Consider the following 16,049-nt stretch of genomic DNA (forward strand, 5'->3'; position numbering starts at 1 on the left):
CCCATTCTATCAAAAAAAACCGTCTGTCTCCACTATTTTGTGGAAACAGACGTTCTGACTTGCCGCTTACTGGATGACAGCGTGGACGAGTGGACGCGCCGTCGGCTCTGTCGCACCGATCGTGTACGCGTGGTCCATCCGCTCGAGCGCAGATGTCATGTCTTCTTTGTTCGAACGGAGCACGGCGATCACGTCACCGGCCTCGACCTTGTCACCGACTTTCTTCTCGAGCGTGATACCGGCCGCGAAGTCGAGCTGATCATCTTTTGTCGCCCGACCTGCGCCGAGGAGCATCGCTGCCACACCGACTTCGTCAGCGATAATCGACTCGACGTAACCTGCTTGTTTCGCGACGAACGTCGTCTCATACTTCGCTTGCGGAAGTTTCGACAAGTCATCGACGAGCGACGCGTCGCCACCTTGTGCCGCTACGAACTGACGGAACACTTCGAGGGCATGACCGTCGGCCATCCGTTTCTCAAGGTCAGCGTACGCTTCCTCGAACGTCTGATAGAACTCGCCGAGTACCGCCATATGACCGGCAATCGTGAGGGCAATCGTCTTCAAGTCAGTCACGTCTTTGCCCGAGAGGACTTCAATCGCTTCTTTCACTTCATTGGCGTTCCCGATTTCGAAACCGAGCGGCTGATCCATATCCGTGATGACGGCGACCGTCTTACGGCCGACGTTCTTACCGATGGCGACCATCTCTTCAGCGAGCGCTTTCGCGTCGTCGAACGACTTCATGAACGCGCCTGAACCCGTCTTGACGTCGAGGACGATGCTGTCGGCACCGGCCGCGATTTTCTTCGACATGATCGAGCTCGCGATGAGCGGGATTGAATCGACCGTCGCCGTCACGTCACGGAGTGCGTAAAGACGTTTGTCGGCAGGCGTCAAGTTGCCCGTCTGACCGATGATTGACATCTTGATATCGTTTACTTGCTTCGTGAACTGTTCTTCCGTCAACTCGACGTTGAAGCCAGGGAACGATTCAAGCTTATCGATCGTCCCGCCCGTGTGGCCGAGACCGCGACCGCTCATCTTCGCGACCGGAATCCCGATTGACGCGACGAGCGGAGCGACGATTAAGCTGATTTTGTCACCGACGCCGCCAGTCGAGTGTTTATCAACTTTTTTACCTTGAATGTTCGACAAATCGATGACGTCACCAGACTTGACCATCTCCATCGTCAAGGCCGCCGTCTCTTTCTCTGTCATGCCGTTAAAGTAAATCGCCATCGAAAGGGCCGACATCTGATAATCAGGAATCGTCTCGTTCGTGAAGCCTTCGATGATGAAGCGAATCTCCTCTTCGTTCAATTCGCCACCGTTACGTTTTTTCAAAATCAAATCGACCATGCGCATAAGTTTCGTCCTCCTAATTGGGTAGTGGTTACATGCTTTGAATCGTGCCGCGTACGAGTGAAAGGAAGTCTTGGCGGACGCGTTCTGTCGTCTCGATGACTTCTTCATGGTTGAGCGGTTGATCTAAAATCCCGGCTGCCATGTTTGACACGCACGAGATGCCGAGCACTCGCATATCTGAGTGACGGGCCACGATGACTTCAGGCACCGTCGACATGCCGACGACGTCGCCTCCGAGCAGGCGAGCCATCTTGACTTCGGCCGGTGTCTCGTAAGTCGGACCCGTGTTCCCGAAGTAGACGCCTTTTTGAACAGAAAGTCCAAGTTTTGTGGCGACGCCTTCCGTCAATGTGACGAGCTCTTTATCGTACGCTTCTGACATGTCCGGGAAACGTGTTCCGAAGTCGCTCGCGTTCTTACCGATGAGAGGGCTCGTACCGAAGAAGTTGATGTGATCCGTAATGATCATCAAGTCCCCTGGGTTGAACGACTCGTTGCAAGCACCGGCCGCATTCGTGACGATGAGCGTCTCGACACCAATCAATTTGAGGACGCGGACCGGGAACGTGACTTGTTCCATTGAGTAGCCTTCATAGAAGTGGAACCGTCCTTGCATCGCGACGACGCGTTTTCCTTCGAGGTCCCCGAAGACGAGTTGGCCGGCGTGACCTTCGACGGTCGATACCGGGAAGTGCGGGATGTCCTCATAAGGGATTTTCACCGCGTTCTCGATTTCATCCGCGAGGACGCCGAGACCTGAGCCAAGAATGAGTCCGATTTCTGGTGTTCCGTTCATGCGTTCCTGTAAAAATGCCTTTGTTTCGTTCCAATTTACCATGAGTAATGCCTCCTCAAATTTCGTTTAAGAAACTCTTTCCGTGTGCTGGTGCATCGACGTCGAAGTTATCGGCCACTGTGGCGCCGATATCGGCGAACGTTCCGCGGATGCCGAGGTCGACCGCTGTCGAACCGTGATGATGGACGATGAGCGGCACATATTCACGCGTATGGTCCGTTCCTGGTGCCGTCGGGTCGTTCCCGTGGTCGGCCGTGATGATGAGCAAGTCGTCTTCACGCAACTTCTCCATCACTTCCGGCAGACGGGCGTCGTACTCTTCAAGCGCGATCGCATAGCCTTCTGGGTCACGGCGGTGACCGAAGAGTGCGTCAAAGTCGACGAGGTTCAAGAAGCAGAGACCTTCGAACTCTTCATCGAGCGATTCGACGAGTTTGTCCATCCCATCCATGTTCGATTTCGTCCGAATCGCTTTCGTGACGCCTTCGCCGTCATAAATGTCGCTGATTTTCCCGAGGGCGATGACATCTTTCCCAGCTGTCTCAAGCGTGTTCATGACCGTCTTGCCGAACGGCTTGAGCGCGTAGTCGTGGCGGTTCGATGTCCGGACCCAAGCGCCAGGTGTTCCGAGGAACGGACGGGCGATAATGCGACCGAGCATGTACGGGTCTTCGCGCGTGATTTCACGGGCGTATTCGCAGATGCGGTACAACTCGTCGAGCGGGACGACTTCTTCGTGCGCCGCGATTTGGAGTACCGAGTCAGCTGATGTGTAGACAATCAAGGCACCTGTCTTGACGTGCTCTTCGCCGAGCTCATCCAAGATCTCTGTCCCTGATGCCGGTTTATTGCCGATGATGTCGCGTCCGCTGAACTCTTTGAGTCGGTCGATCAAATCGTCCGGGAATTCTTCGAACACACGGAAAGGCGTATCGATATGAAGGCCCATGATCTCCCAGTGGCCCGTCATCGTGTCTTTCCCAGCCGAGATTTCTTCCATGCGACCGTAGGCGCTCGGTGTCGTCGACACTTCGATGCCGTCGATCGGCTTGATGTTCGACAGCCCGAGGCGGCCCATATTCGGCATGTTCAACCCACCGTGTTCACGAGCGATATGCCCGAGCGTGTCTGAACCGACGTCTCCGAACTGGTCGGCATCTGGGGCTTCCCCAATCCCGACCGAGTCCATGACGACCAAGAAAATACGTTTAAATTTCTTCACAAAAAGTTCCTCCTTTAGTGTCTTTACGCACGCGGATGATGTTTTCGATAGACATCGTGGAGTCGTGCCTTATTGACGTGTGTGTAGATTTGAGTCGTGGAGAGGTCAGCATGCCCGAGCATCTGTTGGATGGCCCGAAGATCGGCCCCGTTCTCGAGCAAGTGTGTCGCGAACGAATGACGGAGCACGTGTGGCGTGATCTCTTTTTGGATACCGGCCTCCTTGGCCCGTCGTTTGATCATCTTCCAGAACCCTTGACGGCTGAGCCTTCCGCCGCGCCCGTTCAAGAACAACGCCTCGGTCTCCCGACCGCCGAGCCCGTTGCGGGCCTGTTGGATATAGCGTTCGACAAAACCTTGGGCGACCGATGACACCGGGATGATCCGGGCGCTCTCGCCTTTGCCTTCACACTGTAGATACCCCAATTCGAACTGTAAATCATCCAAATCGAGCCCAAGAAGTTCGCTGACGCGCATCCCCGTGCCGTAGAGCAGTTCGAGCATGGCCCGATCACGGAGCGCGAGCGGGTCTGACGTCGGCACACTGTCGAGCAACCGTTCAACTTCATCTTGAGACCACGTGTCCGGCAGATGCCGTTCCGCTTTCGGCGTCTCCAAATAAAGTGCCGGGTCAGTCGTTGCACCACCTGTCATCTTCAAATGATGATGGAACGTCCGAATCGAACTGACGGCCCGTCGGAGTGATGAAGCAGCCCGACCGGCTTGCGATAACTCTTCCATATGTTTGACGATGTGTGCCCGCGTGACTTCATTCCATTCTGTCACCCCGAGTTGGGTGAGTGTCGATAAGTACTGGGTCAAATCGCTCGCATAGGCTTGTCTCGTGTTCGTGGACATTCGTTTTTCAACCGTCATGTACTGCAAAAATGACTCGACTTGCGAACGCATGACATCCCCCTCCTTCCTCGCTACACCTGAATACGCTTACATCATATCACTTATGTAAACCGTTGTGAAGACGTCTGACCTCATTTTTTTTAAAGCTTTTTTGTGACAGGAATTGGTGAGGTTTTCACGCATATATTTCGATTGAGGGCTTACAAATCTCATCATGATTTGGTACACTCAAGTCGACTTATTAAAATGATTTAAAAAGTTTGAAAGGAGTCGTCCATGGACCAGACCATTACTAATCTGACGGTCGCCGTCAGACGTCAACTCGTCTTATCCGGTCATTCGACCATCGCCGCCATCTCAGAAGCGACCCGGCTCAGTTTTCCGACCGTCAAGAAGCAGTTGGAGCAGTTGATGGAGGCCGGTGAAGTGTTTGAACAAGGTTTTGAGGATTCACGCGGTGGTCGCCCAGCCAAACGTTACATCTATAATGAGCGGTTCACGCACGGATTGACGCTATACGTCGAGAAGTCGGTCGTCCGCTATCGTGTCATCGATAGCATCGGTACGACGATCGACGACGGGACGCAAGTGATTCTAGACGGGGACCACCTCGGTGCGCTCGGCTCGGTGCTCGACCGACAGTTGGACCGAACCCCCGATGTGAGCGCGATCTCCATCGGTGTCGCAGCGGCCGTCGCAGATGGGACGGTCATCTTCGCCCCGGACTATCCGACGTTCGCACACCTCGACTTGAAAAGTTGGATCGAGTCGCGTTCCAATCGCCCTACCGTCATCGAGAACGATATGAACGCTGCCGTCTATGGATACGGACACACGCACGAACTCGCCGGTGACCAATCTATCGTCTACATCTATTTAGGAAAGAACGGACCCGGTGCCGGGATTCTCATCAATGGACAGCTCATCCGCGGCAAGACGGGATTCAGCGGGGAAATCTCGTTTTTACCCCTTTACGACGACTCGACGTTTCATAATCGGATGGAGAGCGAGCGAGCGACCCCGCTTTCGGATTCCGCTTTCGATGCGCTCGGTCGGCTTGTCGCGACGTTCACCGCGACGCTGAATCCGAACGCCATCATTTTTTCGGATGTCGATCTCGTCGATCCTGAGTTGGAGGCAATCAGGCATGCTTGCCAGCGTCACATTCCGGTGGCTCACATGCCAGATTTATTGATTGGCAACTGGGAGGAAGATTATTTTGCAGGCTTGGCTCGACGTTGCGTCGGGTTAATGCTTGAATCAATTTGAAGAGGTGTACCATGACAGGATTTTTATTATTGGCCGTGATTTACATCGCTTTTATCAGTCTCGGTCTGCCCGACGCCTTGCTCGGTGTCGGTTGGCCGTTGATGCACGTCGAGTTCAACGCCCCGATTTCGATGGCCGGATGGATTTTTATGACCATCGCCGCGGGGACGATTTTATCGAGCCTGCTCAGTGGCCGATTGCTCGAACGGTTCGATACGAAACAAGTCACATTCGGCTCCGGGCTCGTGACGGCTCTGTGTCTGCTCGGTTTTTACGCGGCCCCGTCCTTGATTTGGCTGTTTGTCCTATCGATTCCGCTCGGACTTGGCGCCGGCGCGGTCGATGCCGCGCTCAACCATTACGTCGCGGAAAACTATAAGGCGCACCATATGAACTGGCTCCATTGTTTTTGGGGCGTCGGAGCGACGGGCGGACCGCTCGTCATGGCCGGCGTCTTGACGGAGAACGGTTGGCGCGATGGCTATTTGATTGTCGCGTTGATTCAGTTCGCGCTCGCCTTCATCTTGCTCCTGTCGTTCCCGCTCTGGAAGCGCGAAGTCAAAACGGAACCCTCCTCGCTCGAACGACAAGAGACGGCCGTGACCGCGCTCGATCGAAAACTGCCGAAAGGCGTCTCGTATGCACTAGCCACGTTCCTGCTTTATTGCGGCATTGAAGCGCTCATCGGACTGTGGGCCAGCAGTTACCTCGTCCAGATGAAACAGTTTACGGTCGCGACGGCCGCGACGTGGGTATCGATCTATTACGGCAGCATCACGCTCGGGCGTTTCTTGAGCGGGTTCCTGTCATTCCGCTTCACGAATCGACAGATGATCCGACTCGGGCAAACCCTCGCCTTAATCGGTAGCCTCGTGTTTCTCATTCCGACGACTGAAACCATGTTGATCGGCTTAATTTGTATCGGTCTCGGGCTAGCTCCGATTTACCCGAGCATGCTCCATGAGACGCCGCAGCGGTTCGGTGCGGAACGGGCCAAACGCTTGATGGGCTTCCAGATGGCGTTCGCCTACACGGGCAGCACGTTCCTGCCACCGCTATTCGGTCTCGTCGTGTCCCAGACATCGCTCGGTCTATTCCCGCTCGTGGCCGTTTTGTTCATGGTCGGGATGCTCTTGAACACGGAACGCTTGAATGTCATCATGCAGCAACAATCAAAGGAGGAACCCACATGAAGATCGAACACGTCGCCCTCTGGGTGAACGAACTTGAACAGATGCGCCGTTTTTATGAGACGTATCTCGGGGCAACGGCGAACGACAAGTATACGAACGAACAGAAACAGTTCGAATCGTATTTCCTGACGTTCCCTGATTCGACGTGCCGACTCGAGTTGATGCGCCGCCCGGACATCCAAGGCACACCTCGTGAAACGGTTGGCTACGCACATATCGCGTTCGCGCTTGGCAGCAAAGTAGCGGTCGACACGTTGACGCGACGGCTCGAGGCCGACGGCTATCCGCTTGTCGATGGTCCGCGGACGACCGGGGACGGCTATTACGAGAGCGTCTTCCTCGATCCGGAACAAAACAAACTCGAATTGACCATATAAGGAGACGACACCATGATCAAAGCCATCTTATTAGACCTCGACGGAACGCTATTGAACGATCAAAAACTCATCTCACCCCAAACGAAACAGACGCTCCTCGATTTGCAGGACGAGGGTGTCAAAGTCGTCCTCGCCTCGGGCCGACCGAAACGGGGCATCGAACCGTTCGCCGACGAGCTCCGACTCCACGAGTATGGCGGTCTCCTCGTCTCCTCGAACGGGGCATGTGTGACCGATGCCAGAACGAACGAGACGCTGTTCGAACAGGCCATCAATCAGGACGACGCGATTGCCATCTTGGATCATTTGACCGGATTCGACGTCATCCCGATGATCAATGACGAGACGTATATGTACGTTAATGACGTCTTCAGCGGCATGCTCGAGTTAAATGGTAAGCCGTTCAATATCATCGAGTATGAGTCGCGCGGCGGACGATTCCAATTGCGGGAAGAGCCGCGACTCGCCGACGCCATCACCTTCCCGATCTATAAAATCCTCGTCGCCGGACAGCCGGACTATCTACAGGCCCATGCCGCCTCGCTCGCCGGACCGTTCACGGACCGCGTGACGGGCATGTTCACGGCAGCCATGTACTATGAGTTCACGGATCTCGGAATCGACAAGGCCCGGGCACTCGATCACGTGTTCCGGGAGATTGGGATTGACCGCGAGCACGTCATCGCGTTCGGGGACGGCCATAACGACCGCTCCATCATCGAGTATGCCGGCATCGGGGTCGCGATGGACAACGCCGTCGAAGACATCAAGGCTATTGCGAACGAAATCACGCTGTCGAACAATCACGATGGCATCGCCACCGGCTTGTCCCGTTATTTGACGATGTGACGACATACAAAAGACAGGCAGCCTTTAAGAGGCTGCCTGTCTTGCTTTATCCGTTGATGACTGCTTTATGACCCTCAAGCGTGACGCCTTTAGCTTGGCACACTTTACAGATGCCGTGAAACGTCAAGCGATGGTCTTTGATTAAAAATTCGTATTTGCTTTCGACTTTCTTCTCAACGTCGACGAGCAAGTCTTCCATGATCTCCTCGACCGAACCGCACTCGACACAGACGAGATGATGGTGCGAATGGTTCGCGCCTTCTGGTCTGAGGTCGAAACGGGCAACGCCGTCACCGAAGTTGACTTTGTCGACGACACCGAGCTCGGTCAAAAGCTCGAGCGTCCGGTAAACCGTCGCGAGCCCGATTTCCGGAGCGATGCCTTTGACGAGCATGAAGACGTTCTCCGCACTCAAATGATCCGTTTCATTCTCAAGTAAGATGCGGACCGTCGATTCTCGTTGCGGTGTCAATTTATATCCTTTGGCGCTCAATTGCTGTTTGATCCGTTCAATTCGCGTTTCCATAAGGCGCCCCCTCTTTGCATAATTCACTATTCAAAGCATACCGAAGTTCGTTCGGTTTTTCAAATTAAAATGATTCCTATGTAAGTGTAACATATGTCACTCTAGTTTAGAATCATTTCAATTTAGATAATTGCCACCATTGAATCGCCATGATCGTCTTCGCGTCGGTGATTCGTCCGCTCGCTAACAAGTCGACCGCCTCGTCGAACGTAAAGCGTTGGACTTGTAAAAATTCATCTTCATCGAGGTTCATCACACCGGCCGTCAAGCCGCGTGCGACGTAGACGTCGACCCGTTCGCTACAAAAGCCGGGTGCCCCGTAAAACGAGAAGATTTTTTCAAGATTCTCGGCCGTATAACCGGTCTCTTCTTCGAGCTCGCGCTTCGCGCTCGCAAGCGGTTCCTCACCAACTTCCAATTTTCCGGCCGGAATTTCGAGCGACATCGATTCGAACGCTTTCCGGTACTGCTCGACGAGGACGATGCGGTCGTCTTCATCGACGACGAGGACGGCGACGGCCCCGTTGTGATAGACGAGTTCGCGGACCGACGTCCCTCCGTTCGGGAGTGACACGACGTGCTTCTCCACGTTAAAGATCTTTCCTTCGTAAATGACTTCCCGTTCAATCGTTTTCTCTTCCATTGTATGTACCCCTCACCTTTTCCTATATACTGTAATTATGATTCATATTGACAGACGGAACAAGGAGGAATTATCAATGGCAGAGTTAGGATTAGGAACTATGTCGATTTTGAAACATGGCGAGGCGGAAGCGCGACAGATTTTAGAGGCCGCCTATGCGGCTGGCATCCGCCACTTTGATACGGCCGACGTCTATGACCACTTCGAAGTCGAAAAACTCGTCGGCTCGACGTTCGCCGGTCGCCGGAACGAACTGTTCTTGACCAGTAAAGGCGGGAATCAATGGACAGGGGACGGAATGCGTTGGAATCCAGCCCCCTCCTATTTAGAACAGGCCCTACACGATTCTCTCGAACGCTTACAGACAGATTACTTGGATTTATATTACGTTCATGGCGGCACGATGGAAGACGACCTGGACGCGACAATCGATTTCATGCGTCGACAGAAACAAGCTGGCGCCATCCGCCAAATCGGACTGTCCTCGATTCGCCCGAACGTCATCCGCTACTGGCTCGAACACGGAGAGCTCGATGTCTTGATGACCCCGTACTCCCTGCTCGACCGCCGCATCGAAACGCTCGAACTCGACATCCCGATCGTCGGGCGCGGTCCGCTCGCCAAAGGCATACTGACCGACGAATGGTCTGCCCGCTTGTCGGAGAAGGGCTTTGAATCGTGGACTGAAGCGGAGTTGCGCGACTTGATGCCGACGATTCCCGAACCGATTCAAGCGTACGCCCTCGCAGCCGCGGAGCGGACATGTGCCGTCGTCCTACCGGGCGCGTCCTCGGTCGACCAATTGAACGACTTGATCGCCGCTCATCAATACGCCGTCGATTCGCACAAACTCGACGATCTGTTGAACCGGCTGCCGGTCCAACCCTACACAAAACATGCGACCTGAACGTCAGGTCGCATGTTTGTCTCGCTGTTTCATCTGTTCGATGGCCCAATCAGCCCAACCGGCGTAATTTTCCATCATCCGGATGGCGTACTCGCTCGTCAGTAAATAACCGAGCGTGTCAGCCTCGGACTGGTGCGCCGCTTGAAACGCCCGAATCTGATGAGCGACTTGTTCATGATGCGCTTTCGTCTCCTCGACGTAACGGATCGCCTCGTCGAGCGGGAGTAGTTGCAGGAGGCTGACCCGTAGCAAGTTCTCATCTTTCATCTTCGGTTGGTACGAGGTCGGTTGCCGGAGCCAGTCGATTAGCTCTTGACGTCCCGCCTCGGTGATTGAATAAATCTTTTTATCCGGTAAGTCATGTTGAGCGACGTGCTCAGAGGAGACGAGTGATTCGTCTTCCATCTTTAACAGTTCGCGATAAATCTGTGTATGATGGGCGTGCCAAAAATGAATCATTTGTGCTTTGAACGTCGCGTTCAAGGCATAGCCGGTAGCGGGTTGATGGGTCAATAACCCGAGTAGTGCATGACGTAACGCCATAACCATCACCTATCCCTTGCGGTTCTATTTTTATAAGTGTATCACATATTGCGATACGACCGAGAATGCCAATCGGTTGACGCCCGTTACGAATACACAGACAATATATGTGAAGGGAGAGATTTTTATGAAACCGATCCAATCTGATCAACAATTCCAAGAGGCCATCCAAAATAAAGGTATGGTCATCTTTACGACATCATGGTGTCCCGACTGCCGTCGTCTTGATATGTACGTCGACGAACTAGTCAAAGATTATCCGCAGTTCAACTGGTACGTCGTCGACCGCGACGAGTTGCCTGAACTGTCGGACGCGCAAGAAGTCCGAGGCATCCCCTCACTTCTTTTCTATCAAGAAGGCTTCAAACAAGAACACCTCCACTCGGCGAACGCCAAGACGGAGATGCAAATCCGCTCGTTCCTCGATACGTTGAACGCGTAAACAAAAAGACGGCCGTCGTGGTCGTCTTTTTTTGTTCACTTGAAGCGCTCGAGATAACGCCGGTCGATGCGCCGCTTTAGCCAAAACGGCAGACGACCGTGCCATGTCAGCTTCCCGAACGTCAAGAGTGCCAGTCCTGGGGTCGTCAACAAAATATTGAGCGACGTCCGCGATTTGAACCGGCGTGGCGTACCGAGCAGTTGACGGGCGACATGCCGACCCGAACGGACGGCATCGACACCACCGTTCAATCGGGCCGCCATATCCCCGGTGATATAAATCTCGCGGTAGACCGGGTGTCGCAAATCGTCTTCCGTGTCGATGAACGCCCCATCGTCCGCAAGTCCAGCCTCAGACCAAAACTCATCAGGAACGACACCGGTCGCGTCTAAGACGAGTCCCTCTGTCTGAGTCCCTGGTTGGAACGACGTCAGAATGAGCATCACGCCGCTGCGGACGAGACGTCGCGCCATCTGTCGCCCGACATGACGGGGAAGTTCGGGTAAGATGTCACGAGCATAGAGCGTCACGCGTTGCTTCTGTCTGAGGCAAGCGAAGGCGAGTTCGACTCCGGCTTTGCCCCCGCCGACGATCGTGATTGCATCACTCTGTAAAATCTCGTCCAGCATGTTTGTCGTCATCGGTTTTAACCGGTTCCCGATCCCACGACTCTTCGCACCGGTCGCGAGCACGAGGATGTCATATGCGACGTGGCCGCGATCGGTTTCGACGAGGCGCGCATCCGGATCGAGACCGATCAGGCGCTCGGCGACGGGAGAGACGTCACGACGCAACCGCGTCGTCGCCGATTCCATCTCGCCAGCGATCACTTGAGGAAACGCACCCGTATAAATCGCCTCTCGTCCACCGATATACGACACTTCGTAGTTTTCGTTAAGCGCATCGAGGTGTTCTAGAATCTCGAGCTGCCCATGACCGAGCCCGACCAAGACAAGGCGCGGCTTCATCTTAGAATCCGCCTTGCTTCAAACAAACGTTGGAGGATCGTGAACACTTCAAGCACGAGGAAAATCGTCGCGATGACGCCGATCCATGTCGGGAAAAGAATCATGAGCGTGAACAAGATGAAACATTCCGTCCGCTCCAAAATACCAGGCTGATAATAAAATGATTTCTCTGAACGGCGTGAGCTGCTCGCCCCGACGGCGAGGAATAACGTCATCGCCACGACGAACGACCCGAGCAAGAGCAGGAAGATCGGCATATGTTCAGGATGTCGTAGAGCGAGCGCGATGACGACGGCAATCTCGACGATACGGTCGAAGACGAGGTCGAGCACCGTGCCGAACCCCGTCTTTTGGGAGCGCCGGGCCATCGTCCCATCGAGGACGTCGAAGAGACCCGACACCCATAACAGCAACACGGCCGTCCACAACATATCGTTATAAATGAACAGACCGACCGAGACACCGATGATGCCTCCGAGGATCGTCACCTCGTTCGGGGTAAAGTTCCATTTCAAAAGCCGATCGGCCCCGCGCTCGATGACGGGACGGACGAAGCGGCTACCGTATGTGTCTAACATCAAATTCCTCCTTGTTTCTGTCGCAAATAATACGTCTCTCCGACTTTGAACGATTCGCTCCGCGGTAAGATGACATATTCCCCGGTCGGGCGCCGGTACTCGCCGAAATGATGCCCGAAGCGAATGAACGTCCGGACGAGCACGATCGAATCGGACGTCGCCTCTGTCGACACGTCGATATCGGTCGACGGAAGCAGCGTACCGCTCACTTCGACAAAGTCACCGAACGTCGACTCCGTCTCGGATAAACGTCCCGGCGTACCGGTCACCAGAACCCGACCCGTCTCGAGTAATGTCACCCGGTCGGCGACAAGCATCGCTTCTTCCCGGTCGTGGGTCACAAGGAGCGCCGTCAACTCGAGTTCACGGACGAGGTCACGAATCAGTCGTTGCAACTCGGATTTGAGACCGGGGTCGAGGTTCGTGAACGGCTCATCGAGCAGAATGAGTCGAGGCGCGGCCGCGAGCGCCCGGGCGAAGCTCGCGCGTTGCTGTTCCCCTCCAGACAATTCATGAATTTCAGCGTCGTAGCGGCCAGGAAGCTTGACCCGGGTGAGCCACGCTTCCGCTTCTTCCCGTGACCGGTTCGGCGTGGCGAGCGTCACGTTCTCGCCGACTGTCAGATGCGGAAACAAGAGCGGGGATTGGGACAACATCGTAATCCGGCGCAAGTGAGGCGGTACCCCATCGAGCGGTATCTCCTCCCACGTCACCGACCCGGCATCAAGTGTCTCAAGTCCGGCGACGATGCGGAGCAGTGTCGACTTCCCGGAACCGCTCACACCCACGAGGGCATGGATTTCTCCGTTCGGGATAGTGAGATCGATGCCGCACAACACATCGCGGTCTTTAAAACGTTTTCGTATTCCTGACAATACCAAGCTCATTGCAAACGCCCCTTCACCAATCTAATCCAGATGCCAAACATCGCACCGAGCCCGATATAAAATAAGGCCGGCAACGAGACGAGCACCCATGTATTTTGTAACGCCAATGAGACGTCATTGCCTGCGTAGGCCTGATACAGTCGCGTTGTGACCGTCGGGACGAGTCCGGCCCCGATCAATTGGACGAGCACGAATTGACTCAACACGATGACGGTCGAGAACAAGACGATCGTCCGGACCGACTCTTTCATGAGCGGGAATAGGACGAACCCGATCCGGGTGAGCGGCGCGAGCGTCAGTGACTGTTCGAGGAGCGGTCTCCCGATCACGTACATGGCGTTGTATGCCAATCGAATCGAATACGGCAACGTCGTGACGAGTAGGACGAGCCCGACCCCCGTGTACGTCCCGATGAGTCCGACTTGGGCGAGGGCGATATACATGCCGAACATGCTCGCCAAGACGGGGATAAACAATGGCAGAAACGTGAGCCATTCGACCCACGCCTTCCATTTCGACTCGGTGAACAAGAGCCACCAGGCCGTCCCGATGCCGAGCCAAACGTTGATGAGCGCCACGGCGACCACGTAGACGACCGTGTTCAAAATCGCCTCGTCCCACGTGAGCGACGTCGGGAACGTCAAAAACAACCCGACGAATGGAAAGACGACGAAACAAGCGACGAAAAGTCGACTCATCGTCTCACCCCCCGTTCGATTCGGCGTCTCCGCTTAGCCGTCAAAGCGTAGGATGCGATGACGCCGCTGAAGATGAAAAATGTCCAAGCGAGCGCGACCGCATACGACTCGAATGCATTTAAAAACAGCCCGGTCGTCAACCGTTCATACGCGAGCACCCCGAGCAGTTTGGGGAATGTGACCCCCAATAAGGCCGGAACTTCATAAGCGAACGAAATGAACGCGACGAGCACCCAAAACGAGTCGAGGAGCGGTTTGACGAGGAACGGCCATTCGGCCACTTTAAATTGTTCGAACGGCGTCAGTTGAAGCGTCTTCGCCATGTCGACGTAACCCCGATTCAGTTGGGCATACGTCCCGATTACCATCAAAAACACGAACGGCACCTCTTTCCAAACGTACGTCAAAATGACGACGAGGTGGTGACGTTCGTTCGCCTCCACCACCCCATAGAACGGGAAGCCACTCGAGAACAAGACATAAAATAAATACGCGGCCGCGACGTGCGGGACGAACATCGGCCATCTGAGTAGCGACGCGAGCCATGTCGACCGGCGTCGGTACACCGACCGGGCGAGCCATGTCCCGATGACAAGGGACATGGCCGTCGAGACGAGTGTCACATACAGCGTCACGGCGAGACTGGCGCGCCAGGCCTCATCGTTCAACTCAGACCAGTCGAAGCCGACGGTCTCGTAGATCAAGAAGGCGACACCGGTGAACGGCAAGGCCAGAACGAACAGACTGATCCATAGACTACTGCGCGACACGTTCCCACTCCTCGCGAATTGCGTCAATCACGGCCGGCCCATAGTCGGGAATCGATCGTTCGGCGAGACGTTCCGGATCAGGATAAGTGACCCCGTCATCAAGCTTCAAGAAGGCGTCACGGTCGGACGCATCGAGTTTCGTCAAATCAAGCGATGTCCCGTCCCCCCAGTATGTCGCATCTTGTTTGGCGAGCTGGGCTTCCGGTGACAGTAACTCATTGATGACCACGAGCGCACCGTTCGGATTTTTGGCGTTAAACGGAACGGCGAGAAAATGCGTCGAGGCGATTGAATGCTCGAGCACGAGTGCCCGTGTCCCCTTCGGGAACACGCCCTCGTTACGTTCCGCCTCGGCCCGGCGCTCATTGAAGCCCATCGTCATCCAGACGTCACCCGCGGCGTACAACTGGTCGAGTTGGGCGAGTGACTTCGGATATGTTGACCCTTGTTTCCATAGGGTCGGCGACCACGTCGCAAGCTTCTCCCAGAACGCGTCTGGAATCTCTCCGTCACCGGCCGCAGTCCCATACTCGGCGTAGAGCAGATGGCGCACGAACGCGTTGCCCGTGAAGTCTGTCACTTCAGGATACGTGAAACGGCCCGGATTTTCTTCGGTCCAACGATGTAATTCGTCGAACGTCGTCGGCGGATTTTTCACTTTGTCCGCATCATAGTGCATGACGAACTGCACGTTCCCCCAGGCGACCTCGAGCCCGTCGGTCGGGGTGCCCGTATCAGTTGCCTGGGCTTCTTCGTTCAACAGCGCGGCGTTCGGGATTTTGTCGAGCAGGTCGCCTTGGAGCAACTCCGCCTCGGCGGCGTTACGGAAATTGTCTCCGTTGATCCACATGAGGTCGATCGTCCCTTCTTCTCGATTTGCCCGCTTGTCGAGCGACAATTGGCGCACGAACTCGGCCGTGTCCATCGGGACGCGGTTCAACTCCACGTCATACGTCTCTTTCAGGCGGGGCGCGACATACTCATCGATGTAGCGATTGATGCCGTCATCGCCTCCCCACATATAAAAATTGACCGTCGACTGTTTCGCTTCTTCGGCTGCCTGTTCGAACGTCGGTGCGATCTCGGCGCGCGTCGTCCCGCAGGCAGCGAGGAAGATGAGTGACAGCATCAAGCCAAATTGTTTCAATCGGCGCAT

Annotated in this window: 19 protein-coding genes; 6 read left to right on the forward strand and 13 right to left on the reverse strand. The window is 55.1% G+C overall.

What is annotated here, in order from left to right; translation table 11 throughout:
- Window positions 1–66 precede the first annotated feature (66 nt).
- From KNP78_RS00130 to xerD, 4 genes are read right to left on the reverse strand one after another with little or no spacing between them, the layout of a single operon-like run.
- Complete coding sequence (locus KNP78_RS00130) at window positions 67–1,368, reverse strand: pyrimidine-nucleoside phosphorylase (protein ID WP_131471226.1); 1,302 nt, start codon at window positions 1,366–1,368, stop codon at window positions 67–69.
- A 28-nt stretch (window positions 1,369–1,396) separates the two neighbouring features.
- The gene (locus KNP78_RS00135) at window positions 1,397–2,206 is read right to left on the reverse strand and encodes a purine-nucleoside phosphorylase (protein ID WP_034777854.1); all 810 of its coding nucleotides are present in this window, start codon (window positions 2,204–2,206) and stop codon (window positions 1,397–1,399) included.
- 13 nt (window positions 2,207–2,219) lie between these two features.
- Window positions 2,220–3,386, reverse strand: coding sequence for a phosphopentomutase (deoB, locus tag KNP78_RS00140; RefSeq protein ID WP_131471227.1), 1,167 nt, complete (start codon window positions 3,384–3,386; stop codon window positions 2,220–2,222).
- Between the two features lie 23 nt (window positions 3,387–3,409).
- Window positions 3,410–4,294 (reverse strand): site-specific tyrosine recombinase XerD, encoded by an 885-nt coding sequence (xerD, locus tag KNP78_RS00145; RefSeq protein WP_034777856.1) that lies wholly within the window; start codon window positions 4,292–4,294, stop codon window positions 3,410–3,412.
- A 225-nt stretch (window positions 4,295–4,519) separates the two neighbouring features.
- Between xerD and KNP78_RS00150 the strand changes: the two genes are divergently transcribed.
- Genes KNP78_RS00150 through KNP78_RS00165 form a run of 4 tightly spaced genes read left to right on the forward strand, consistent with a single transcriptional unit; the run spans window position 4,520 to window position 7,931 of the window.
- Window positions 4,520–5,512 carry an ROK family transcriptional regulator gene (locus KNP78_RS00150; protein WP_214823090.1) on the forward strand — a complete coding sequence of 331 codons (993 nt, stop codon included), beginning with the start codon at window positions 4,520–4,522 and terminating at the stop codon, window positions 5,510–5,512.
- Between the two features lie 11 nt (window positions 5,513–5,523).
- The gene (locus KNP78_RS00155; RefSeq protein WP_214823091.1) at window positions 5,524–6,705 is read left to right on the forward strand and encodes an MFS transporter; all 1,182 of its coding nucleotides are present in this window, start codon (window positions 5,524–5,526) and stop codon (window positions 6,703–6,705) included.
- Window positions 6,702–7,082 carry a VOC family protein gene (locus KNP78_RS00160; RefSeq protein ID WP_214712621.1) on the forward strand — a complete coding sequence of 127 codons (381 nt, stop codon included), beginning with the start codon at window positions 6,702–6,704 and terminating at the stop codon, window positions 7,080–7,082. Before KNP78_RS00155 ends, KNP78_RS00160 begins: the two co-directional genes overlap by 4 nt.
- Before the next feature lie 12 nt (window positions 7,083–7,094).
- Window positions 7,095–7,931, forward strand: coding sequence for a Cof-type HAD-IIB family hydrolase (locus tag KNP78_RS00165; protein ID WP_214823092.1), 837 nt, complete (start codon window positions 7,095–7,097; stop codon window positions 7,929–7,931).
- 46 nt (window positions 7,932–7,977) lie between these two features.
- Here the strand turns inward: KNP78_RS00165 and fur are convergent, their stop codons facing one another.
- Both fur and KNP78_RS00175 read right to left on the reverse strand, forming a co-directional pair.
- Complete coding sequence (fur, locus tag KNP78_RS00170) at window positions 7,978–8,457, reverse strand: ferric iron uptake transcriptional regulator (protein ID WP_024371580.1); 480 nt, start codon at window positions 8,455–8,457, stop codon at window positions 7,978–7,980.
- A gap of 112 nt (window positions 8,458–8,569) precedes the next feature.
- On the reverse strand, window positions 8,570–9,100 hold the full coding sequence (locus tag KNP78_RS00175) for an NUDIX domain-containing protein (RefSeq protein WP_138859318.1): 531 nt from the start codon (window positions 9,098–9,100) through the stop codon (window positions 8,570–8,572).
- Between the two features lie 76 nt (window positions 9,101–9,176).
- Here KNP78_RS00175 and KNP78_RS00180 point away from each other — a divergent pair, with 76 nt between their 5' ends.
- On the forward strand, window positions 9,177–10,007 hold the full coding sequence (locus KNP78_RS00180; protein ID WP_240731321.1) for an aldo/keto reductase: 831 nt from the start codon (window positions 9,177–9,179) through the stop codon (window positions 10,005–10,007).
- A gap of 3 nt (window positions 10,008–10,010) precedes the next feature.
- On the opposite strand, the gene KNP78_RS00185 is transcribed toward KNP78_RS00180, so the two are convergent.
- Window positions 10,011–10,550, reverse strand: a complete 540-nt coding sequence (locus KNP78_RS00185; protein WP_034777872.1) for a PadR family transcriptional regulator — start codon at window positions 10,548–10,550, stop codon at window positions 10,011–10,013.
- A 127-nt stretch (window positions 10,551–10,677) separates the two neighbouring features.
- Here KNP78_RS00185 and KNP78_RS00190 point away from each other — a divergent pair, with 127 nt between their 5' ends.
- Window positions 10,678–10,992: a thioredoxin family protein gene (locus KNP78_RS00190; RefSeq protein ID WP_214823093.1), complete on the forward strand. Its 315-nt coding sequence runs from the start codon at window positions 10,678–10,680 to the stop codon at window positions 10,990–10,992.
- Between the two features lie 35 nt (window positions 10,993–11,027).
- On the opposite strand, the gene KNP78_RS00195 is transcribed toward KNP78_RS00190, so the two are convergent.
- Genes KNP78_RS00195 through KNP78_RS00220 form a run of 6 tightly spaced genes read right to left on the reverse strand, consistent with a single transcriptional unit; the run spans window position 11,028 to window position 16,049 of the window.
- Entirely contained in the window at window positions 11,028–11,960 is a 933-nt protein-coding gene (locus KNP78_RS00195; protein WP_214823094.1) for an NAD(P)/FAD-dependent oxidoreductase, read from the reverse strand.
- Window positions 11,957–12,538, reverse strand: a complete 582-nt coding sequence (locus tag KNP78_RS00200) for a CDP-alcohol phosphatidyltransferase family protein (RefSeq protein WP_138859314.1) — start codon at window positions 12,536–12,538, stop codon at window positions 11,957–11,959. The genes KNP78_RS00195 and KNP78_RS00200 overlap by 4 nt, the downstream gene beginning before the upstream one ends.
- Window positions 12,538–13,425 carry an ABC transporter ATP-binding protein gene (locus KNP78_RS00205; protein WP_138859313.1) on the reverse strand — a complete coding sequence of 296 codons (888 nt, stop codon included), beginning with the start codon at window positions 13,423–13,425 and terminating at the stop codon, window positions 12,538–12,540. The genes KNP78_RS00200 and KNP78_RS00205 overlap by 1 nt, the downstream gene beginning before the upstream one ends.
- A complete protein-coding gene (locus KNP78_RS00210; RefSeq protein WP_214823095.1) occupies window positions 13,422–14,123 on the reverse strand; it encodes an ABC transporter permease in 702 nt (233 codons plus the stop codon). Before KNP78_RS00210 ends, KNP78_RS00205 begins: the two co-directional genes overlap by 4 nt.
- Window positions 14,120–14,893, reverse strand: coding sequence for an ABC transporter permease subunit (locus KNP78_RS00215; RefSeq protein WP_138859311.1), 774 nt, complete (start codon window positions 14,891–14,893; stop codon window positions 14,120–14,122). Before KNP78_RS00215 ends, KNP78_RS00210 begins: the two co-directional genes overlap by 4 nt.
- Entirely contained in the window at window positions 14,880–16,049 is a 1,170-nt protein-coding gene (locus KNP78_RS00220; protein WP_214823096.1) for an ABC transporter substrate-binding protein, read from the reverse strand. Before KNP78_RS00220 ends, KNP78_RS00215 begins: the two co-directional genes overlap by 14 nt.

This window comes from Exiguobacterium sp. s28 (assembly GCF_018618135.1).
Lineage (GTDB): Bacteria > Bacillota > Bacilli > Exiguobacteriales > Exiguobacteriaceae > Exiguobacterium > Exiguobacterium mexicanum_A.